Consider the following 20,929-nt stretch of genomic DNA (forward strand, 5'->3'; position numbering starts at 1 on the left):
TAGAAAGGAGGTGATCCAGCCGCACCTTCCGATACGGCTACCTTGTTACGACTTCACCCCAATCATCTGTCCCACCTTAGGCGGCTGGCTCCAAAAGGTTACCCCACCGACTTCGGGTGTTACAAACTCTCGTGGTGTGACGGGCGGTGTGTACAAGGCCCGGGAACGTATTCACCGCGGCATGCTGATCCGCGATTACTAGCGATTCCGGCTTCATGCAGGCGAGTTGCAGCCTGCAATCCGAACTGAGAATGGTTTTATGGGATTGGCTCGACCTCGCGGCTTCGCGACCCTTTGTTCCATCCATTGTAGCACGTGTGTAGCCCAGGTCATAAGGGGCATGATGATTTGACGTCATCCCCACCTTCCTCCGGTTTGTCACCGGCAGTCACCTTAGAGTGCCCAACTGAATGCTGGCAACTAAGATCAAGGGTTGCGCTCGTTGCGGGACTTAACCCAACATCTCACGACACGAGCTGACGACAACCATGCACCACCTGTCACTCTGTCCCCCGAAGGGGAACGCCCTATCTCTAGGGTTGTCAGAGGATGTCAAGACCTGGTAAGGTTCTTCGCGTTGCTTCGAATTAAACCACATGCTCCACCGCTTGTGCGGGCCCCCGTCAATTCCTTTGAGTTTCAGCCTTGCGGCCGTACTCCCCAGGCGGAGTGCTTAATGCGTTTGCTGCAGCACTAAAGGGCGGAAACCCTCTAACACTTAGCACTCATCGTTTACGGCGTGGACTACCAGGGTATCTAATCCTGTTCGCTCCCCACGCTTTCGCGCCTCAGCGTCAGTTACAGACCAGAGAGCCGCCTTCGCCACTGGTGTTCCTCCACATCTCTACGCATTTCACCGCTACACGTGGAATTCCGCTCTCCTCTTCTGCACTCAAGTCCCCCAGTTTCCAATGACCCTCCACGGTTGAGCCGTGGGCTTTCACATCAGACTTAAAGGACCGCCTGCGCGCGCTTTACGCCCAATAATTCCGGACAACGCTTGCCACCTACGTATTACCGCGGCTGCTGGCACGTAGTTAGCCGTGGCTTTCTGGTCAGGTACCGTCAAGGTACCGGCAGTTACTCCGATACTTGTTCTTCCCTGACAACAGAGCTTTACGACCCGAAGGCCTTCATCGCTCACGCGGCGTTGCTCCGTCAGACTTTCGTCCATTGCGGAAGATTCCCTACTGCTGCCTCCCGTAGGAGTCTGGGCCGTGTCTCAGTCCCAGTGTGGCCGATCACCCTCTCAGGTCGGCTACGCATCGTTGCCTTGGTGAGCCGTTACCTCACCAACTAGCTAATGCGCCGCGGGCCCATCTGTAAGTGACAGCCGAAACCGTCTTTCAGCTTTCCCTCATGAGAGGGAAAGGATTATCCGGTATTAGCTCCGGTTTCCCGAAGTTATCCCAGTCTTACAGGCAGGTTGCCCACGTGTTACTCACCCGTCCGCCGCTAATCTTCAAAAGCAAGCTAATGAAGATCCGCTCGACTTGCATGTATTAGGCACGCCGCCAGCGTTCGTCCTGAGCCAGGATCAAACTCTCCAAGAAAGAGTTATGAGTTAGCTCATAAAATAAAACGTTGGCTCTTGTCTTCTATAATAGAAGCAAGAATATTATTGTTTGTTGACGCTTGTTTGTTTAGTTTTCAAAGAGCAATTCAATACTTCGCCGCTCAGAAGCGACTTTCATAATATAGCATGTGTTCAACATGGTGTCAATCACATTTTTTATTATTTTCACCGCTGTGTAATCAAGTTACCGACTGGCTCAGCAGCGACGTTTATTAATATAACAGGATAATTTAATCCCGTCAACAAGAAATACGAAAAAAGTTTTACATTATGTAATCAGCCTTTATACATGCTCTTTTTTGCCGGCATATACTTTAGGCATTCCTTGGGCGTAGCTACTCTTTTGAACAGGGAAAACAAGATTTGATATCTTTCTCTCATGGATCTCTTTACAACATGGTCAATTCGATCATCCTTCAAATCGAATAATATTTCATCCATTTCCCTTTTGATTAAGTATTCTAGTTCTTTCAGTTCTTTTTCATTGATCAGAACACCAAGCATACATACACTCCTGTTCATATTCTCATAGTGATTGTAGTCTTATCTTATTTCATGATTTTTATAATCGCATTTTTTATTATCATATCTTTTGAAAACCCGAATAAAAATTAGACAAGGAGTGCATTGGACGAGGTGGTGAGAAAAATGAATTTCTTTTTTGTTCTGAATGCTAAGTCAATTAAACAGATTGCCGTCATTATGATCGCTGCTTTTTTCACAGCATGGTTCTTGTACATGGAAAATATGGTGCAAATCCCTGCCTTTTCTGCAAAGGATAGCCCAAAAGCTATTTATAAAGGAGAAAAGGACCTGGCCCTGACCTTCAATATTGGCTGGGGAGACGAAAAAGCCGAACCTATTCTTGATGTACTAAAGAAAGAAAAAGCAGGAGCAGTAACCTTCTTTTTATCCGGCTCATGGGCAGAAAGGCACCCTGACCTTGTAAACCGAATGGTTAAGGAGGGTTATGAGATTGGCATGCTAGGCTATGACTACAAGGATTACACCGAGCTTGAGGAGGACAAAATCAGGCGGGATATCATGAAGGCTCAGGAAGCATTCAAAAAACTGAATGTAAAAAACATTGAACTGCTTCGTGCACCTACAGGCCATTTTGACCAGCGCACATTGAAAATTGCGGAACGCCTTGGCTACACAGTCGTCCACTGGAGTCTTGATACTAAGGACTGGACTAATCCTGGCACATCTGTGATTGCAGAAAATGCCGCAAAGGCTAAAAAAGGCGATATTCTTTTAATGCACGCGTCTGATTCTGCCAAACAGACTGCCGATGCTTTGCCGGTCGTATTAAAAGATATCAGGGGCAAAAATTTTAAAATGGTCACAGTTTCAGAAATGATCGCAAACGGCGACTCCAAGTCCACTGAAATAAAATAACCGTCCAATTAGGCATTGGACGGTTTTTTTTGTGTTTTTTTATGGGTATTGCGCTTTTCCTGAAGTGCTTTCCGCTCTTCAAGGGACTTCTGATTCAGCTTATGGAGGCGAAGAAGCTGATAACCATTGCATATCAATAATGGGAATAGCATCAGGTACAGCCAGCTATGCTCATTCACCCTCAAGACAGGCACCCACTCAATTACTGTTACCACTACCATGAAAAACAGTGCTGGTATGAAAGCTTCCTTATTGGTTTGTTTCGACTTCAAAAGCGCGACAACCAAGCCAGCTGCAAGCACGATCAGCGCAAGGCCCAAATATGGCAGGATGCTTTCGCCACTTTCTGCAAATGAATTATAACGGAGATAAACGAGATCAAACAGAACAAAAACAATCAGAATGATCTGTACTGCATTCCAAAGGAAAGCAGATTTAAAAATACCAAGCCCAAACCGGTGCACCGTAAGATAAGCAAAGAAACCCATTTGGCTAAGAATGCTAAATATAAGTCCTACACCCATCAGCCATACTAATATCGAAAGGAACTCAATAAAATTAAAATCACTTAATAGCTGCTGGAATTCACTCCAGCGAACAATAAAACCGACCACAGCGGTAGAAACTGCCCCTACTGCAAGGGTGGTCAGAAATAGGTTAACCCAATTACGGCTTGTCACAATTTTTTCCCCCAAAACAAAAAATAAATTGCACTTCTTTGATTGTACCAATGCATGCCTGAAAAATCTAGGCAGTGATATTCGTGCATAACAATTTGTCATATTACTCATTCTAAGATTAGGGCTGTCTATGTGAAAGGGGAATGAAGATGAAAAAATGGATTAGAATTGTACTCCCCGCATCTCTTTTACTTTTAGCTGCCGGCTGTGCTCCAACAGAGACAGGCGGGGGGCAGGTTGATTATGAAGAAACAAAGAAGATGGTTGTCGACATCCTAAAAACGGACGATGGCAAGAAAGCGATCCAGGAAGTAATGGGTGACGATGGCATGAAAGAAAAATTGATTATGGACCAGCCGGTCGTGACCGATACAATCGAGAAAACCTTGACCTCAGACAAAGGTATGGATTTCTGGAAAAAATCATTTGAAGATCCAAAGTTCGCAGAAAGTGTCGCGAAGAGCATGAAGGAAGAAAATGAAAAACTGTTGAAGAATCTCATGAAGGACCCCGAGTACAAAGGCATGATGATAGAGGTCATGAAGGATCCTGAACTGGAAAAAGAATTGACTAATGTCCTAAAAAGCAAGGAGTATCGGGAACATTTACAGAAAGTGATGACCGAAACATTTGAAAGCCCGCTGTTTAAAGCGAAATTGCAGGCCCTGATCGTTAAAGCAGCAGAGGAAATACCGACCCAAAAGCCTGAAGGCGGCTCTGAAGAAGGCGGTGGCGGTTCCGGCGGCGGTGGCGGCGGGGAATCTGGTGGCGGTTCTGGTGGACAGTAACGTTCTAAATGGATAAATGGAAAAGCCTCTCCTAAAAAACAGGAGAGGCTTCCTTTGTTACTTCTCAAGCATGTGGATGACTTCCTGGGCAATGTTTGTATAGATTGCACCAATTTTATCATCTTCCTGGTAAATAGATGGAGCAAAGTCCTCTTCGTTCCATGTAGGTTGTCCTAACGGAAGTTTCCCCAGCAGCTTCGTGTTCAGCTCATCGGCTAATTTTTCACCGCCGCCTTTTCCAAAGACGTATTCCTTTTCCTCAGTCAGCTTGCTTTCAAAGTAGGACATGTTCTCAATAACACCTAGGATTTCATGTTCTGTTCTAAGCGCCATCGCACCCGCACGCGCAGCAACAAATGCAGCTGTCGGATGCGGTGTTGTAACAATGATTTCTTTACATGATGGCAGCATGGTGTGAACATCCAATGCCACATCACCTGTTCCTGGAGGCAAGTCCAGCAGCAGATAGTCTAGATCTCCCCACTCCACTTCGTTAAAGAAGCTGTTCAGCATTTTTCCGAGCATTGGTCCGCGCCAGATGATTGGTGCATTGTCTTCTACGAAGAATCCCATTGAGATGACCTTCACTCCATGTCTTTCAACCGGAATGATTCTTTCTCCTCTTACAACCGGACGCTTCGTGATTCCCATCATGTCAGGAACGCTGAAACCATAGATATCGGCATCAACCAGTCCCACTTTTTTGCCTAAACGGGCAAGTGAAACAGCGAGGTTGACTGAAACAGTTGATTTCCCAACGCCGCCCTTACCGCTCGCGATGGCGATGAATGTTGTTTTACTATTAGGAGATAGCAGACCTTCCTCTTCTGGAGCCGCTGTCTGGAATTGTGCAAGGACCTCTGCAGGCAGTTCTGCAAATCTTAATCCCACAGATGCTGCTCCTGCTTCTTTTAAAATGTTCACGATTTGCGACTGCAATTGCAGCTGCTCAGCAGTGCCCGTCTTCGCAATGCCAATTTTAACGCTTACATGATTCTTCTCTTCTTTTATCTTAATTTCTTCGATGGCATTTATTTCTTCGAGTGTTTTATGTAAAAAAGGTTCCTTAAGGTCTTTTAAAAGTTCACGCACCTTAGCTTCAGATAACATAATGACACCCTCCTCTGTAAATTTTGTCTCCACTCACAGTATACCATATTGATAATATTACGAAGTGTTAAACCTATCACACATTTCTGAAAGAATAGCGTAAGCGCCTTGGTCAGCCCCTCATATAAAAAAGAAGGATCCATGACCCTTCTTTATTTTTCCCAGAATTTCTGTTCATCGGTAAAATAACGTAGCATCCCATCATAGATAGAAGCAGCGACTTTTTCCTGATAGTCCTCTCGTTTCAGGTTTGCCGCTTCCCCAGGGTTGGATAAAAAGCCGATTTCCACCAGAACACCAGGCTTATTCGTATGTTTCAATAAATAGATGCTGTTTGCCGCCTTAGCATCGCGGTCAGTATTCTCAAGATTGCGGCGCAGTTCATCCTGAATCAATTTGGCCGCCCGCTTATTATCCTTGAAATTGGTGGAGTAAAAGGTTTGTGCTCCTTTCCACCTTGCAGAAGGAATCGCGTTCAAATGGATCGTCGCATAAAAGTCTGCTTCTGATTCATTGATTAAATCCAGGCGCCTTTTCAAATCCTGTACCTTTCTTTTGCTGTAACCCTTAAGGCCTTTATCGGCGAGATCGACGTCTGTTTCACGCGTCATGATGACTATCGCTCCCTGCTGCTGTAGATAATCCCGCAATTTGAGGGAAACGTTCAATGCGATATCTTTTTCAAAAGGTTCCTCGTCACCTGCACCCGGGTCCACGCCTCCATGCCCCGGATCAAGATAGATGATTTTCCCGGAAAGCGGCAGGTTCCACGATTCCCAAGAATCGTTATCGGTAAAATCATATTGCAATATGATGAACAGCACGATGAGGCCGGCTGCAAATAATAATACTTTGAATTTTTTCAGCACCTTCTAAACCACCCTTCCCAAGTTAGTCCCTGATAATTAACTATATGGGACAAGGCAGTGGTTTAGAACTTGAGCAGGTTTAGTGGAGCCTCAGTTTATATTTCTTTTCGCCTTTGAAAAACCCTTCACTCCACCAGCTGTCAACGTATCGCTCGCATAAGTAGTAAAGCTCCTCTGACCCTGCACCCTCTTCTCCCTTCCCCCAGAACAGGAAAAAATTATAGAGAGTATCGATCAGGTGCCTTTCTTCTTGTTCACACCGAGGCCTTACTGTTTCGATTGATTCACCAAAATATCCAAATCGGCTGAATTTAGCACCGAGCAAATATGCTTCTATCGCCACATCATAACAAGCTTCTTCTATTCCTGAATTCATCACAAGATTAGAGGTAAGCCTTGAAGATCCAAAATATTGTTTAACCCTGTTTTGCAGGATATTAATTGATAATTCACGGAGCATCGATCGCTCATACTTGACTTGTTTTTGCCTTCTTTTATCTACAAAAGTCGTTACGACGTTCAAAGTATTCTCACCCCTTAGGAAATAGTGTTCAACCTACCTGATGGTGTAATACCACATTGAAGAACGTTTCCTTTTCCAGTTTTCTCAGACGTTTACTGAATAATTTCCAGCTTACTGAATTAGTATGAATTGCCCATATTTGGATATTTTTTTCTAGTAATAACCCTACTAACGGTACTGTTCATTAATAGTCAGAATTGTTAGACTAGTTATTACAACTAGAACAGGCTTCAATTTTATCTCTGAGGAGGGAAAGATATGGAGCAAGATGTTCGCGTTATTCCTTACAAAGTTATTGAAGAAACTGAGGAAATAAAAGAAGTCCCAAAGGGCGTGGAGTTAATTCAGGCTCCCAAGCTTTGGAACGAGACAAAAGGAACGGGGATTAAAGTAGCTGTATTGGACACTGGCTGTGAAACCACCCACCCTGATTTAAAGGACAGAATCATCGGCGGCAGGAATTTTACTGACGATGACCGCGGCAACCCGGATATTTTCAATGATTACAATGGCCATGGCACTCATGTAGCTGGTACGATTGCCGCTCATGAAAATGAGGCAGGCGTGATTGGTGTTGCTCCCGAAGCTGGATTATTGATTGTAAAAGTACTGAATAAAGCAGGTTCCGGCAAGTATGAGTGGATCATCAAAGGAATCCACTATGCCATTGAACAAAAAGCAGATGTCATCTCGATGTCACTTGGCGGGCCGGCGGATGTAAATGAACTCCACGAAGCAATTAAAACTGCTGTTAAAAATAACATCCTTGTCGTATGCGCCGCAGGTAATGAAGGCGACGGCGACGACTCCACGAATGAATTCGCCTACCCCGGTGCTTATAACGAAGTCATCAGTGTTGGCGCGGTGAACCTTGAAAGAGGCTCATCCGATTTTACAAATTCACATAATGAAATTGATTTAGTCGCGCCTGGCGAAGCCATTACTTCTACTTATCTCAACGGAAAATATGCAACTTTGAGCGGAACATCAATGGCCGCTCCGCATGTATCAGGTGCACTGGCGTTGATAAAAACTTATGCAAAACAGCGGTTTGAGAGAGATCTTTCCGAACCGGAGTTATATGCTCAATTGATCAAGCGGACTGTTCCATTGGGCAATTCGTTAAAACTGGAAGGCAACGGCCTTGTTTACCTGACAGTACCTGATCTCTTGAATGAAATCTTAGAACAGAACTTCAAAGCTATGGTCATGGATGCAGTATGATCCGTACCACTCCGGCTATCGCGGCTTATGTTCAAAATATCAATAACAAAACATATTACGATGCTGTCCAGGATTCGGAAAAGCGGAACAAGTATTATTGCGGTACAGCTTTTGCTCCAGAAGAACTGCATTCCCTGCTGAAGAATACCCATACTGTCCAGTTAAGATACTCCCCCCATGAGTATGTATATCCTTGGGTCGATCTGCAGGAAAACCTCCAGCTGAAGAGCTTGTATTCGGGACAGGACCTTGACCCCGTGAAGGTAATGGAAGAGGATTTATATCTATTGAAAACTCTAGAAGAAGGAGGTCTCGAAGGACAGGTTATCTTTAATACAGAGCATGTAGTACCCCAATCCTGGTTTGACGGGGACGAGCCAATGCGGGGCGATCTTCACCACCTCTTTGCCTGTGAGCCAGGCTGCAACAGCATGAGGAGCAATTACCCGTATTATGATTTTCAGTTCTATCCACCTGAAGTGGAAGCTACAGGAATTCGGACAGGCTGCGGCATGGCAGATGGTAATAAGTTCGAGCCTGAGTATGGCAAGGGCTATGTGGCAAGAGCCGTTTTCTATTTTGATTTAAGGTACAGTGATGTGATTTCTCTTAAGGATAAAATGGATTTCGATCTGTTACTGCGGTGGCATTTCGAGCATCCAGTAACGATTTATGAACAACATCGAAATGCAGCAATCCAGGAGCTGCAGGGAAACCGAAATCCTTTTATTGATTTTCCTGAGTTGGCTGATAAAATGCTTGGAATGTAGACAAGAACCGCCTGGGCTTACAGGCGGTTTTTGGTATTCATCAGTATCCATTACCTCTTCAGGTACAAAACTTCATTTTTGATCGCTGCATTAGGTCTCCTTTTACGGTTACTGCTTCGGTTTGTTATTTTCGGGCAATGCAGACCCCTTCCTTTTACCGTTTACGCTTCAATTTCCCCATTTCGGGAAATGCAGCAAGTCTCCTTTCACCACTAACATGATTTACCAACCTATTCTATGAGGAATTTTCACCCGCGGGGCAAACTAATACAGAATACTGACGAAGGGATGGATGGCTATGTCGATGGAATGGTTTGACCGTGTGGTTGGGGAATTGCAGGATCACCTTGAATCCATTTGCGAGAAATATGATCAGGAAGGCCAGATGGCTGTTGAGAGAGGATCAAAGCATCCGAGAATTGAGTTTTTTGTGGATTACGCGGATGATGAAAGGGAATATTTCTATACTCTTTTTTTCGATCCGCACAATGAAGAGTTTTATACTGAAACAATCGATGATGAACTGGAGCAGCCGGCAAGAGTCATTCTATCAGATATTGACGATATCGTAGATGCCGTTCACGAAGGTTTTCACAACTACATAAACGACGAGGACGACGGTGTGGATGTTGTATATGCTGTGGATGATGATGACACGGTATATACAGATGCCTATGATGATGCTCAGTTCGATGTCTCGGATGAAGAGGATGGACTATACTACTCTGAACTGGTTGATGATGATGACCTTTTTGAAGAAATAGATGTGGAATGGGAAACTCCTGAAGTCACAGCCTTCTTTAGGGAAGAAGAGGTAGAAGTGACGTATCAATTTGGGCTTGTGGAGGAAACCGGAGACGGAGTTCTTCGCCGCATTAACCGATTATGGACTGAAGATGATGAAATAATCAAAGACGAAACAAATTTTATTTTTACAAAGGAAGAAGCGCCTACGATCATCGCGATGATTGCCAGCCATATGGAATCCATGCAGGGATATGAAGATTAATTGATTGGGACGGGGACATTTTTGAATGTCCCCGTTTTCTCCATTTTTCCAATGAATAAAAAAAGACCCCCAACCAATGGTTGAGAGCCTTTTGAAGCGCCAAAAATTAACGCTTTGAGAACTGAGGTGCACGACGAGCGCCTTTAAGACCGTATTTCTTACGTTCTTTCATACGAGCGTCACGAGTCAGTAGTCCTGCACGCTTAAGTGTTGGACGGAATTCTGGGTCAGCTTGTAGTAACGCACGAGCGATACCGTGGCGGATTGCGCCAGCCTGGCCAGTGTATCCACCGCCATTTACGTTTACAAGAATATCGTAGCTTCCTACAGTTTCAGTAGCAACAAGTGGCTGCTTAACTACTTCACGTAGCGCTGCGAATGGGATATAGTTTTCAATTTCACGATCGTTGATTGTAATTTTTCCAGTGCCTGGTACTAAACGAACTCGTGCAACGGAGCTCTTACGACGACCAGTACCGATATATTGAACCTGTGCCAAGTCAATTACCTCCTTATTAATTATCCGCGAAGTTCGTAAACTTCAGGTTGTTGTGCTTGATGTGGATGCTCGTTACCAGCATATACATGAAGCTTTCTGAACATTTGGCGTCCAAGAGAGTTCTTTGGAAGCATACCTTTGATTGCAAGTTCAAGCATCTTTTCAGCGTAGTTAGTACGCATTTCAAGAGCTGTTCTTTGCTTCAATCCACCTGGGTGCATTGTGTGGCGGTAGTAGATTTTGTCAGTAAGTTTCTTACCAGTAAGTTCGATCTTAGAAGCGTTGATGATGATTACGTGATCACCAGTGTCAACATGTGGTGTGAAAGTTGGTTTATGTTTACCACGTAGAATAGCTGCAACTTCAGTTGAAAGGCGACCAAGAGTCTTGCCTGCAGCGTCAACTACGTACCATTTACGCTCGATATTGTTGGCATTTGCCATAAACGTTGTACGCATGAGTTTCCCTCCTAAATAGTCAAAAAAAAATCAAGTTCATTTGTGAGTATATTTTCAAACACGATAAAGCTCTTCCGGGGCTGATCGTGGGTTTAAAATACATACATATGATATATTAACCCGTGTTTGAGAGATTGTCAACACCAGGATTAGTTGTCATATTGTTTTTTTATCATTCATGATCAATCTTCTTCATAAAATACCTTCCAAAGATACAATCCATGCCCTGGTGCTGTCTTGCCGGCGAGGGTTCGATCCTTTAGCAGCAACAGTTCTGGCATGCTGTCAGCTGCTCTCTTGCCAGTGCCCACTTCCAGCAAAGTACCGACAAGAATCCTCACCATATTGTAAAGGAAACCGTTGCCGACAAACCGGAACACCAACATCCCATTTTCCTCGCGGATGTCTATTTCCTTCAATTCCCTTACGCGGTCTTCCACTTCTGTTTTCGCAGAGCAAAAACTAGTAAAGTCATGTGTCCCAAGAAGATGCTTGCCAGCCTCCCGCATTGCCGCGAAATCCAGCGCAAATGGAAACTGATAAGCATAATTACGCTTGAAAGGGTCCCGATTCTTAGACGGATACAAAAAGTATCGGTATTCTTTTCCTGACGCATCAAAGCGGGCGTGAAAATCGTTTGGGACGATTTCCGCTGAGTTAACGGCAATGTCATCAGGGAGCAATGAATTAAGCGCAATTTGCCACTTGGAAGGCTCAATTTCAAGCATTGTGTCAAAATGAATAACCTGGCCGCGGGCATGCACGCTTGCGTCTGTACGGCCTGATGCGCTGATCCTGACGCTTTCACCCTTATTCAGCTTTTCCAGCACCTTTTCGATGTCTCCCTGGACCGTCCTTTTGCCAGGCTGAACCTGATAGCCGGAAAAATGGGTGCCATCGTATGATACTGTACATTTTATTCGCGGCATTTTCATTACCCTCTTAAGACAATTAATAGAATCGTTACTGTTGCAAGGAACAGGATCATGCTTGTGTCAGACATTCCCCATGTCAGCTGGCGGTATTTTGTGCGTCCTTCCCCGCCTTTGTAACCTCTGGCCTCCATCGCGACTGCGAGCTCCTCTGCCCGCTTGAACGAGCTGATGAATAACGGAATCAGCAAGGGTACGATGGCTTTAATACGTTCTTTGATTGGTCCGCTGTTATACTCTACCCCTCTTGCCGTTTGCGCCTTCATGATTTTATCCGTTTCCTGCATGAGCGTTGGGATGAATCTCAATGAAATGGACATCATCAGTGCCAGTTCGTGAACAGGGAACTTGAATTTTTTCAAAGGGTTCAACAAGGTTTCCAGACCGTCTGTAATCTCGATTGGAGTGGTCGTCAGCGTCAAAAGTGACGTGATCAGAATCAATAGCAAGAAACGCAGGGAGATAAAGATCCCCTGCCTGATTCCCTCCTCATAGATTTTCAGCCAGCCTAGCTCAAAAACGAGTTCGCCTCCCTTTGTCATGAAAAGGTGGAGCAAGAAGGTAAAGATGACAAGCAGCAGCACTGGCTTCAAACCACCATACAGGAATCTCGGAGGAATCTTGGACATCCCGACCATCAGGAATGTGTATGCGGCAAGGATGCCATATGTCATCACATTATTCGCGATGAACACCACGCAGACGAACAAGAAGACGATAATCAGCTTGGAGCGGGGGTCCATCCGATGCAGGATCGAATCTCCTGGCACATAGCGGCCAAAGATCATTTTCTCCATCATTTTGAATCTCCCCCTTCCAAAAACACTGCGACCATTTCGGCAAGTTCATCCTCGGAGAGACTGATTTTGCTGAATTTCGTGTTGAATGCTTCCTCAATCCTTAATTGCAACCCTACCACCTCTGGAACATCGAGTCCCATGTCAATCAGCGCCTTAGGATTGGAAAAAATCTGATCAGGTGTGCCTTTTGAATAAACCTTTCCCTGATGCATGACGACAATCTCATCCGCATAACGTGCAGCGTCTTCCATGCTATGGGTAACGAGAATAGTGGATAAATTTCTCTTTTTATGAAGAGTATAAAATAAGTCCATGATTTCTTTCCGGCCGCGTGGATCGAGTCCTGCAGTCGGCTCGTCCAGAACAATGACTTCCGGCTCCATTGCAAGCACGCCTGCAATTGCAACCCGTCGCATCTGTCCGCCTGATAAGTCAAATGGTGATTTCTGAAGGATTTCTTCAGGCAGTCCCACCAGGCTGATCGCAGCCCTTGCTCGAGCCTTCGCTTCCTTCTCTGAAACACCAAAATTCATCGGGCCAAACATGATATCTTTCTCTACTGTTTCTTCGAATAACTGGTGTTCAGGGAATTGGAACACAATGCCCACTTTCTCACGGACACTTTTCAGATTCTTTTCTTTTCGCTTTGCTTTGATTTCTCTGCTTCCTATTATTACAGAGCCGTTAGTAGGCTTTAACAATGCATTCAGATGTTGAAGTACTGTTGACTTGCCTGAACCCGTGTGGCCGATGATTGCAAGATAGGTCCCAGAAGGAATGTCAAAGGATACATCGGATATGGCAAGACGCTCGAATGGGGAATCAGCCTGGTAACGATATTCTACATTTTTGAGTGAGATGTCCATAATCCAGTCACCAGCTCTTCTTCTGTCAAATATGATTTTGCAAGTTCTATTCCCTTTTGACGCATGATTTTGCTCATTTTTACAGGGAAAGGAATATCCAGTCCCAATTTAACCAGTTCTTGATCCATCTCGAAAATCTCCTCAGGGCTTCCTTCTCGGTAAAGTTCGCCCTTATTCATGACGATGATTCTGTCAGCCTTTGCTGCTTCCTCAAGGTCATGGGTGATGGAGATGACCGTAATATTTTCACGATTCTTCAAATCACGTACAGTGTCTATGACCTCTGCCCGGCCGCGTGGATCGAGCATGGATGTTGCCTCGTCCAATATGATAATAGCCGGCTGCAGGGCAAGAACACCTGCGATGGCGACACGCTGTTTTTGGCCGCCTGAAAGATGGTGCGGCTCTTGATTCAGAAAGGATCCCATTTTGACTTTTTCAAGAGAATTCTGCACGCGCTCTACCATGGTTTCCCTTGGCACGCCGTGATTTTCCAGACCAAAAGCCACATCATCCCGAACCGTTGTTCCAACGAATTGATTATCAGGATTTTGAAAAACCATTCCTACATTTTCTCTGATATCCCATACGGTGTCCTCGGATAAGGTATAGCCGCATACGGTAATGGAGCCCTCCTGGGGAAATTGCAGACCGTTCAAAAGCTTGGCAAGCGTTGACTTGCCTGACCCGTTGTGGCCAACAATTGCCAGCCATTCACCTTCATAAATATCAAAGCTGATATTATTCAAGGCAGGATTCTGTTGCCCTTCATAACTGAAAGAAACATTTTGGATGCTTACAAGGGGCTTGCTCATCTCCGTCTTCCTCCTCTCAACTCTTCTTCACTGACTCTTCTCTATTTAATTGCATTTTTATTATATAAAAAATCTCCGGATATAAAAAAAGCCTGCACCTCTCCCCGAGCGGAAGCGATCCGCAAATGGCAATGTCCTAAAAGGACTGGGGAGAAGTGCATGAGCTAGACGAGACAGGCAGAAAAACTCCGGCGGAAATTGTACGGATCCATAATCCATATCAATCAACACCGATTCAGGACGTCTCGTTCAATCCTGAAGTAACCGGCCAAAGAGGCGAGTGAACTTTTCCTTCTCTAGTGGCCTGCTCATCATAACGCTCGTTTTGGCTTGTGCTGCTTTTTTCAGTTTTCGGCAGGGAATTCACTCCCCGCGTATAGTAAAAAAAGGGGATGAAACAAGTTTGTATAAACTGTCCATCGCCCTTGCCCGAGTGTTTAACGTATTAAACTAACTCGATAATTACCATTGGCGCACCGTCACCGCGGCGTGGTCCAAGTTTCATGATACGAGTGTATCCACCTTGACGCTCAGCATAACGTGGAGCGATGTCAGCGAATAATTTCTGTACTGCATCCTGGTTTGTTTCAGCGTTTGCAACTTCGTGGCGAACCCAAGCAGATGCTTGACGGCGAGCGTGAAGGTCTCCGCGCTTTCCAAGAGTAATCATTTTCTCAACAACTGAACGAAGCTCTTTCGCACGTGTTTCAGTAGTTTCAATACGCTCATTGATAATCAAATCAGTTGTTAAGTCACGTAGCATTGCTTTACGCTGGGCACTTGTGCGTCCTAACTTTCTGTATCCCATGAGTGTTTCCCTCCTTTGTTGAAGTCATAAGCCGGCAGTTATGAGACTGACAGCAATATGGCTAGTAAATCAATAACTAGTCATCCTTGCGCAAGCCTAAGCCTAGCTCTTCTAGTTTTGCTTTTACTTCTTCTAATGATTTTCTGCCAAGGTTACGCACTTTCATCATATCTTCCTCTGTCTTGTGAGCAAGCTCCTGGACAGTGTTGATACCGGCACGCTTTAAGCAGTTATATGATCGAACAGAAAGGTCAAGTTCCTCAATTGTCATTTCCAGAACTTTTTCTTTTTGATCTTCTTCTTTTTCAACCATGATCTCAGCATTTTGAGCTTCGTCAGTCAGGCCGACAAAAATGTTCAAGTGCTCAGTCAAGATCTTAGAACCTAGTGCAATAGCTTCCTTAGGACCTGTGCTGCCATCTGTCCATACGTCAAATACCAGCTTGTCATAATTCGTCATTTGCCCTACACGTGTGTTTTCTACCTGATAAGTTACACGAGAAACTGGCGTATAGATTGAGTCGATAGGAATAACACCGATCGGCTGGTCTTCACGCTTGTTTTGGTCTGCAGGAGTATAACCGCGTCCTCTTCTTGCAGTCAAACGCATACGCAATGAACCTTTGCTTGAAAGTGTCGCGATTTGAAGATCCGGATTAAGGATTTCAACATCACTGTCATGCGTAATCGATGCTGCAGTAACTGGACCTTCGCCCTGCAAGTCGATTTCAAGTGTCTTCTCTTCATCAGAGTAGATTTTCAACGCTAATTTCTTAACGTTTAGAATGATTGATGTAACATCTTCTACGACGCCTTCAATTGTTGAGAACTCATGAAGTACTCCATCGATTTGAATCGATGTGACAGCTGCACCTGGGAGTGAAGATAATAGGATACGACGTAAGGAGTTACCCAAAGTTGTACCATATCCACGCTCAAGCGGTTCTACGACAAACTTGCCGTACTTGGCATCATCGCTGATCTCAACCGTTTCGATTTTTGGTTTTTCTATTTCGATCATCAAATATACCCTCCTTCAAAACGTCGAAACCCCGGCAGGCTTTTTACCTTACCGAAATTCCCCCATGTATACGTTCCCGTTTGTGCACAACAACTGGATTAATGATTTCTGTATACCTAGAAAATATTTGTATCATATCCCATTATAGACAGGACTACAAATTCTATACAGAAAAATTAAACACGGCGACGTTTTGGTGGGCGGCAACCGTTATGAGGAACTGGAGTTACATCTTTGATCGCTGTAACTTCAAGACCTGCTGCTTGAAGAGCACGGATTGCTGCTTCACGGCCAGCACCTGGTCCCTTAACAGTAACCTCAAGAGTTTTTAGGCCATGTTCCATTGAAGTCTTAGCTGCAGTTTCAGCAGCCATTTGTGCTGCGAATGGAGTGGATTTACGTGAACCCTTGAAACCAAGCGCACCTGCACTAGACCATGATAATGCATTACCATGTACGTCTGTAATTGTTACGATAGTGTTGTTAAAAGTTGAACGAATATGCGCAACTCCACTTTCAATATTCTTTTTGACGCGGCGTTTGCGTGTATTAGTTTTACGAGCCATTTAAATGTTACCCTCCTTTACGGATTATTTTTTCTTGTTAGCTACAGTCTTACGAGGACCTTTACGAGTACGTGCGTTGTTCTTCGTGTTTTGTCCGCGAACAGGCAAGCCACGACGATGACGCAAGCCACGGTATGAACCGATTTCCATTAGACGCTTGATGTTTAATGAAATTTCACGGCGAAGGTCACCTTCTACCTTTAGCTTATCGATGATATCACGGATTTTGTTTAGTTCTTCTTCAGTAAGATCGCGAACGCGAGTGTCTTCAGAAACACCAGCATCAGAAAGAACCTTTTCAGCAGTTGGTCTGCCGATCCCATAAATATATGTTAAAGCAATAACTACACGCTTTTCACGTGGAATATCTACACCAGCAATACGTGCCATCTAGATGCGCACCTCCTTTAATATTAACCTTGTTTTTGTTTATGTTTAGGGTTTTCACAGATCACCATTACTTTACCGCGTCTGCGAATAACTTTACACTTCTCGCAAATTGGCTTAACAGATGGTCTCACTTTCATTACTCTAACCTCCTTGATAGTACGGAGTCACGGTTTATTTAAAGCGGTAGGTAATTCTTCCGCGAGTCAAATCATATGGAGAAAGCTCAACTGTTACTTTATCTCCAGGCAGGATTCGAATGAAGTGCATTCTAATTTTGCCGGAAACATGAGCTAACACGGTATGACCATTCTCTAATTCTACCTTAAACATTGCATTCGGCAAAGTTTCAGTTACTGTGCCTTCAATTTCAATTACATCATCTTTCGCCATATACTGGTCTCCCTTCTTTATTCAATTTCGTATTAAATCATATACTCCGTTATACCGGAGTGCAGCTTTCCAATTGTGACAAGTTCTAAGCAGCAATGCAACCAGAAATTATTGTTGAGAAATAATCAACCTTATGATTATAACATAAAGCTGTCTTCCCGTCCGCATTAAATTACATTTTCGCCTATTTGCGATTTAAAAAAGCATCAGGTGTACGGAATCGATCAATCAGGCCTTCGTTAAAATCTCGAAGCCATCTTCCGTGATCGCGATAGTATGCTCGAAATGGGCACACATCTTACCGTCAACCGTCACGACAGTCCAATCATCGGCTAACGTTTTAACATAGCGGCTTCCTGCATTCACCATCGGTTCTATACATAGAACCATACCAGGCTTCAGCCTGGGTCCCCTGTTAGGAGGGCCGTAATGAGGAATTTGCGGGTCCTCATGCAATTCTTGCCCAATTCCATGGCCGACATACTCACGAACGATCGAAAAGCCTTCTGATTCTACATACGTTTGAATCGCATGGGAGATATTCGAAAGACGTTCTCCTGGCTTGGCTTCTTTTAAGCCTATGAACAAAGATTCTTCAGTCACGTCCAACAGACGCTGGGATTCTTCATCAATCATCCCTACCGGATAAGTCCAGGCGGAGTCCCCGTGGTATCCGTTGTACTTGGCACCGATATCAATGCTGATGATGTCGCCATCTTTCAGAACCCGTTCACCAGGAATCCCGTGAACTAGTTCGTTATTGACGGATGCACAGATGCTGCCGCGAAAACCATTATAACCTTTAAAAGAAGGAGTAGCACCATGTTTGCGGATGAAATCTTCAACAATGGCATCCAGTTCTTCAGTTTTAATGCCAGGAGCAATATGTTTCTTCAACTCCTGGTGAGTCAACGCAACAATACGACCTGCTTCTCGCATAATCTCTATTTCACGAGGGGTTTTGCAGATGATCATTAATTTAAGCCCCCAAGCAATTCTTCGATATCAGCAAATACGACATTAATGTCCTGCTGACCGTTGATATTGCGCAAGTAACCTTTATCTTCATAGAAGTTCAACAGAGGCTTTGTTTGCTGGATATTAACTTCCAGACGGTTTTGGACTGTTTCAGCATTATCATCAGCGCGCTGGTACAGCTCGCCTCCACAACGATCACAAACGCCTTCCTTTGCTGGAGGATTGAATACGAGGTGGTAAGTTGCTCCACAGTTTTTACAAATCCTGCGTCCTGTCAAACGCTCCATCAGAATACTTTGATCAACATCAATGTTGATGACATAATCAATTTTTTTGCCAAGATCAGCAAGCATAGTGTCTAGAGCCTCAGCTTGAGCGACTGTGCGCGGGAAACCATCCAAAAGGAACCCATTCTCACAATCTTCCTTGCTTAGGCGCTCACGGACAATCCCGATTGTAACTTCATCAGGAACTAGCTCTCCCTTGTCCATAAACGATTTTGCCTGTAGTCCAAGTTCCGTTCCTTCTTTGATAGCTGCACGGAACATATCTCCAGTTGAGATATGAGGGATGTTGTATTTACCAACAATTTTGTCGGCTTGCGTGCCCTTACCGGCACCCGGAAGCCCCATCAGAACTAAATTCACAAGTTTTCCCCCTCAGTCTCTATTTAAAGATTCAGGGAACTAAGAGTCCCCTAAATCTTATTTTATAAAGCCTTTATAATGGCGTTTTACCAGCTGAGCTTCAAGTTGCTTCATCGTTTCTAGCGCAACGCCGACTACGATTAGCAAGCTTGTTCCGCCAATCTGTACAGATTGAGGCAGACCAGCAAATTTAATGAAAAATACTGGCAGCACAGAGATTACTGAAAGGAAGATTGCGCCGACTAAAGTCAGACGGTAAAGAACCCTTGTCAAGTATTCCTGTGTATTTTTGCCCGGACGGATGCCTGGGACATATCCACCTTGCTTCTTCAGGTTTTCGGCAACCTGTTCAGGGTTCACCTGGATGAACGCATAGAAATACGTGAACGCAACGATCAGTGCCACATACACGATCATGCCGATCGGCTGTGTATAATCGAACGTCTTCTGGATCCAGAGTGTCACATCATTAGTGCCGAAGAACTGAGCGATTGTCGGAGGTGTAACGATAAACGAAATCGCGAAGATAACCGGGATGACACCAGCAGCATTCACTTTCAATGGAAGGTGAGTGTTCTGGCCGCCAACCGCGTTGTTGCCTGCGCTCATGCGCTTAGCGTATTGAATAGGTATCTTACGTGTTGCCTGCTGGATAAAGATAACTCCAACGATGATTGCGATCACAGCCAAAAGAATTAACAAAACAGTAACAATGCGAAGGAACAAAGCGTCGCCTGCATCAGCGAACTGTTGTGCATAAATCTGGTTAGCCATTGTCGGAATACCAGCAACAATACCTGCAAAGATAATAATTGAAATACCGTTGCCTACGCCTTTTGCTGTGATCTGCTCACCTAACCACATTAAGAATGCAGTTCCGGCAGTCAAGACCGTAGCAATCAGCATGTAAGTTCCGATACCGGCATTCTGGATCAATAATCCGCCTGCCATATTGTTAAATCCATAAGACATACCGAAAGCCTGGATGAAACCGAGTACGATCGTGAAATAGCGAGTAAACTGAGCTAGTTTACGGCGTCCGACCTCTCCTTGTTTCGACCATTCAGTAAACTTTGGCACAACATCCATCTGCAAGAGCTGGATGATGATTGATGCAGTGATGTAAGGCATGATTCCCATCGCGAAGATAGAGAAGTTTTGCAGTGCACCACCGCCGAATGTATTGAGCACTCCGAAGACACTCATGTCATCCTGTGCTTTTAAAATATCTGCATTTACGTTCGGAACAGGAATAAATGTACCGATACGAAATACAATCAACATTAAAAGGGTGAAGAGAATTTTATTTCTAATTTCACCCACGCGCATAAAATTGGAGATTGTCTGGAACATTAAATCACCTCTGTTTGACCGCCAGCAGCTTTAATTGCTTCTTCGGCTGCAGAGGAGAACTTATGAGCTTTGACAGTTAATTTCTTGTCCAGGCTTCCCTTAGCAAGGATCTTAACACCTGCTAATTCTTTCTTGACAAGACCTGTCTCGATCAATAGTTCTGGAGTCACTTCTGTTCCATTTTCGAATACGTTTAGAGCATCAAGGTTAACGACTGCATATTCTTTGCGGTTGATGTTCGTGAAACCGCGTTTTGGCAAGCGTCGGAATAAAGGAGTTTGACCACCTTCAAAACCAAGGCGTACACCGCCGCCTGAACGAGCGTTTTGACCTTTGTGACCTTTACCAGCAGTTTTACCTTGACCAGAACCGATACCACGTCCTAGACGTTTACGTTCTTTACGGGAACCTTCTGCAGGCTTTAATTCGTGAAGTTTCATGTTGGCACCTCCTTAT

27 protein-coding genes and 1 rRNA gene are annotated in these 20,929 nt (G+C 44.6%); 6 read left to right on the forward strand and 22 right to left on the reverse strand.

Features of this window, described 5'->3' with window-relative positions; translation table 11 throughout:
• Positions 1–3 precede the first annotated feature (3 nt).
• Together ACXAEA_RS00675 and ACXAEA_RS00680 are read right to left on the reverse strand one after the other, a co-directional pair.
• Positions 4–1,553: ribosomal RNA gene (locus ACXAEA_RS00675) — 16S ribosomal RNA — on the reverse strand.
• Between the two features lie 299 nt (positions 1,554–1,852).
• A complete protein-coding gene (locus ACXAEA_RS00680; RefSeq protein ID WP_475094077.1) occupies positions 1,853–2,080 on the reverse strand; it encodes a hypothetical protein in 228 nt (75 codons plus the stop codon).
• Between the two features lie 144 nt (positions 2,081–2,224).
• Here ACXAEA_RS00680 and pdaB point away from each other — a divergent pair, with 144 nt between their 5' ends.
• Positions 2,225–2,977 (forward strand): polysaccharide deacetylase family sporulation protein PdaB, encoded by a 753-nt coding sequence (gene pdaB / locus ACXAEA_RS00685; RefSeq protein ID WP_475094078.1) that lies wholly within the window; start codon positions 2,225–2,227, stop codon positions 2,975–2,977.
• Positions 2,978–2,985: 8 nt separating this feature from the next.
• On the opposite strand, the gene ACXAEA_RS00690 is transcribed toward pdaB, so the two are convergent.
• Positions 2,986–3,657, reverse strand: a complete 672-nt coding sequence (locus ACXAEA_RS00690; RefSeq protein WP_475094079.1) for a KinB-signaling pathway activation protein — start codon at positions 3,655–3,657, stop codon at positions 2,986–2,988.
• 149 nt (positions 3,658–3,806) lie between these two features.
• On the opposite strand from ACXAEA_RS00690, the gene gerD reads away from it, so the two are divergent.
• Positions 3,807–4,445, forward strand: coding sequence for a spore germination lipoprotein GerD (gene gerD, locus ACXAEA_RS00695; RefSeq protein WP_475094080.1), 639 nt, complete (start codon positions 3,807–3,809; stop codon positions 4,443–4,445).
• Between the two features lie 57 nt (positions 4,446–4,502).
• On the opposite strand, the gene ACXAEA_RS00700 is transcribed toward gerD, so the two are convergent.
• From ACXAEA_RS00700 to ACXAEA_RS00710, 3 genes are all read right to left on the reverse strand, one after another.
• Positions 4,503–5,555 carry an Mrp/NBP35 family ATP-binding protein gene (locus ACXAEA_RS00700; RefSeq protein ID WP_475094081.1) on the reverse strand — a complete coding sequence of 351 codons (1,053 nt, stop codon included), beginning with the start codon at positions 5,553–5,555 and terminating at the stop codon, positions 4,503–4,505.
• Between the two features lie 152 nt (positions 5,556–5,707).
• The gene (gene cwlD, locus ACXAEA_RS00705) at positions 5,708–6,424 is read right to left on the reverse strand and encodes an N-acetylmuramoyl-L-alanine amidase CwlD (protein ID WP_475094082.1); all 717 of its coding nucleotides are present in this window, start codon (positions 6,422–6,424) and stop codon (positions 5,708–5,710) included.
• A gap of 79 nt (positions 6,425–6,503) precedes the next feature.
• Complete coding sequence (locus ACXAEA_RS00710; protein WP_475094083.1) at positions 6,504–6,947, reverse strand: YbaK family protein; 444 nt, start codon at positions 6,945–6,947, stop codon at positions 6,504–6,506.
• A gap of 258 nt (positions 6,948–7,205) precedes the next feature.
• Here ACXAEA_RS00710 and ACXAEA_RS00715 point away from each other — a divergent pair, with 258 nt between their 5' ends.
• The 3 genes from ACXAEA_RS00715 to ACXAEA_RS00725 all read left to right on the forward strand — a co-directional run bounded on the left by ACXAEA_RS00715 (position 7,206) and on the right by ACXAEA_RS00725 (position 9,950).
• The gene (locus tag ACXAEA_RS00715; RefSeq protein ID WP_475094084.1) at positions 7,206–8,171 is read left to right on the forward strand and encodes a S8 family peptidase; all 966 of its coding nucleotides are present in this window, start codon (positions 7,206–7,208) and stop codon (positions 8,169–8,171) included.
• The gene (locus ACXAEA_RS00720) at positions 8,168–8,941 is read left to right on the forward strand and encodes an endonuclease I family protein (RefSeq protein ID WP_475094085.1); all 774 of its coding nucleotides are present in this window, start codon (positions 8,168–8,170) and stop codon (positions 8,939–8,941) included. Before ACXAEA_RS00715 ends, ACXAEA_RS00720 begins: the two co-directional genes overlap by 4 nt.
• 298 nt (positions 8,942–9,239) lie before the next feature.
• Complete coding sequence (locus tag ACXAEA_RS00725; RefSeq protein WP_475094086.1) at positions 9,240–9,950, forward strand: hypothetical protein; 711 nt, start codon at positions 9,240–9,242, stop codon at positions 9,948–9,950.
• Between the two features lie 106 nt (positions 9,951–10,056).
• Here ACXAEA_RS00725 and rpsI read toward each other — a convergent pair whose 3' ends face one another.
• From rpsI to ACXAEA_RS00755, 6 genes are all read right to left on the reverse strand, one after another.
• On the reverse strand, positions 10,057–10,449 hold the full coding sequence (rpsI, locus tag ACXAEA_RS00730; RefSeq protein ID WP_125482115.1) for a 30S ribosomal protein S9: 393 nt from the start codon (positions 10,447–10,449) through the stop codon (positions 10,057–10,059).
• Between the two features lie 20 nt (positions 10,450–10,469).
• Complete coding sequence (gene rplM / locus ACXAEA_RS00735; RefSeq protein WP_475094087.1) at positions 10,470–10,907, reverse strand: 50S ribosomal protein L13; 438 nt, start codon at positions 10,905–10,907, stop codon at positions 10,470–10,472.
• Positions 10,908–11,089: 182 nt separating this feature from the next.
• Positions 11,090–11,836, reverse strand: coding sequence for a tRNA pseudouridine(38-40) synthase TruA (gene truA, locus ACXAEA_RS00740; RefSeq protein ID WP_475094088.1), 747 nt, complete (start codon positions 11,834–11,836; stop codon positions 11,090–11,092).
• A 5-nt stretch (positions 11,837–11,841) separates the two neighbouring features.
• Positions 11,842–12,639 (reverse strand): energy-coupling factor transporter transmembrane component T family protein, encoded by a 798-nt coding sequence (locus ACXAEA_RS00745; RefSeq protein ID WP_475094089.1) that lies wholly within the window; start codon positions 12,637–12,639, stop codon positions 11,842–11,844.
• Entirely contained in the window at positions 12,636–13,505 is an 870-nt protein-coding gene (locus ACXAEA_RS00750) for an energy-coupling factor ABC transporter ATP-binding protein (RefSeq protein ID WP_475094090.1), read from the reverse strand. Before ACXAEA_RS00750 ends, ACXAEA_RS00745 begins: the two co-directional genes overlap by 4 nt.
• The gene (locus ACXAEA_RS00755; RefSeq protein WP_475094091.1) at positions 13,481–14,320 is read right to left on the reverse strand and encodes an energy-coupling factor ABC transporter ATP-binding protein; all 840 of its coding nucleotides are present in this window, start codon (positions 14,318–14,320) and stop codon (positions 13,481–13,483) included. Before ACXAEA_RS00755 ends, ACXAEA_RS00750 begins: the two co-directional genes overlap by 25 nt.
• Positions 14,321–14,475: 155 nt before the next feature.
• On the opposite strand from ACXAEA_RS00755, the gene ACXAEA_RS00760 reads away from it, so the two are divergent.
• On the forward strand, positions 14,476–14,604 hold the full coding sequence (locus ACXAEA_RS00760; RefSeq protein ID WP_475094092.1) for a hypothetical protein: 129 nt from the start codon (positions 14,476–14,478) through the stop codon (positions 14,602–14,604).
• Positions 14,605–14,765: 161 nt separating this feature from the next.
• Here ACXAEA_RS00760 and rplQ read toward each other — a convergent pair whose 3' ends face one another.
• From rplQ to rplO, 10 genes are all read right to left on the reverse strand, one after another.
• Positions 14,766–15,128 (reverse strand): 50S ribosomal protein L17, encoded by a 363-nt coding sequence (gene rplQ, locus ACXAEA_RS00765; RefSeq protein WP_144481247.1) that lies wholly within the window; start codon positions 15,126–15,128, stop codon positions 14,766–14,768.
• A gap of 76 nt (positions 15,129–15,204) precedes the next feature.
• A complete protein-coding gene (locus tag ACXAEA_RS00770; RefSeq protein WP_475094093.1) occupies positions 15,205–16,149 on the reverse strand; it encodes a DNA-directed RNA polymerase subunit alpha in 945 nt (314 codons plus the stop codon).
• Between the two features lie 176 nt (positions 16,150–16,325).
• Positions 16,326–16,715, reverse strand: a complete 390-nt coding sequence (gene rpsK, locus ACXAEA_RS00775) for a 30S ribosomal protein S11 (RefSeq protein ID WP_023626407.1) — start codon at positions 16,713–16,715, stop codon at positions 16,326–16,328.
• A gap of 24 nt (positions 16,716–16,739) precedes the next feature.
• Positions 16,740–17,105: a 30S ribosomal protein S13 gene (gene rpsM / locus ACXAEA_RS00780; RefSeq protein ID WP_475094094.1), complete on the reverse strand. Its 366-nt coding sequence runs from the start codon at positions 17,103–17,105 to the stop codon at positions 16,740–16,742.
• 23 nt (positions 17,106–17,128) lie between these two features.
• On the reverse strand, positions 17,129–17,242 hold the full coding sequence (gene rpmJ / locus ACXAEA_RS00785) for a 50S ribosomal protein L36 (protein WP_000868344.1): 114 nt from the start codon (positions 17,240–17,242) through the stop codon (positions 17,129–17,131).
• Positions 17,243–17,276: 34 nt separating this feature from the next.
• Positions 17,277–17,495: a translation initiation factor IF-1 gene (gene infA, locus ACXAEA_RS00790; protein ID WP_075980338.1), complete on the reverse strand. Its 219-nt coding sequence runs from the start codon at positions 17,493–17,495 to the stop codon at positions 17,277–17,279.
• A gap of 228 nt (positions 17,496–17,723) precedes the next feature.
• The gene (map, locus tag ACXAEA_RS00795) at positions 17,724–18,470 is read right to left on the reverse strand and encodes a type I methionyl aminopeptidase (protein WP_475094095.1); all 747 of its coding nucleotides are present in this window, start codon (positions 18,468–18,470) and stop codon (positions 17,724–17,726) included.
• The gene (locus ACXAEA_RS00800) at positions 18,470–19,120 is read right to left on the reverse strand and encodes an adenylate kinase (protein WP_475094096.1); all 651 of its coding nucleotides are present in this window, start codon (positions 19,118–19,120) and stop codon (positions 18,470–18,472) included. The genes map and ACXAEA_RS00800 overlap by 1 nt, the downstream gene beginning before the upstream one ends.
• A 57-nt stretch (positions 19,121–19,177) precedes the next feature.
• Positions 19,178–20,473 carry a preprotein translocase subunit SecY gene (gene secY, locus ACXAEA_RS00805; RefSeq protein WP_475094097.1) on the reverse strand — a complete coding sequence of 432 codons (1,296 nt, stop codon included), beginning with the start codon at positions 20,471–20,473 and terminating at the stop codon, positions 19,178–19,180.
• On the reverse strand, positions 20,473–20,913 hold the full coding sequence (gene rplO, locus ACXAEA_RS00810; protein ID WP_475094098.1) for a 50S ribosomal protein L15: 441 nt from the start codon (positions 20,911–20,913) through the stop codon (positions 20,473–20,475). Before rplO ends, secY begins: the two co-directional genes overlap by 1 nt.
• Positions 20,914–20,929: the final 16 nt, after the last annotated feature.

It is taken from the genome of Mesobacillus sp. ABV4_180 (assembly GCF_056158485.1).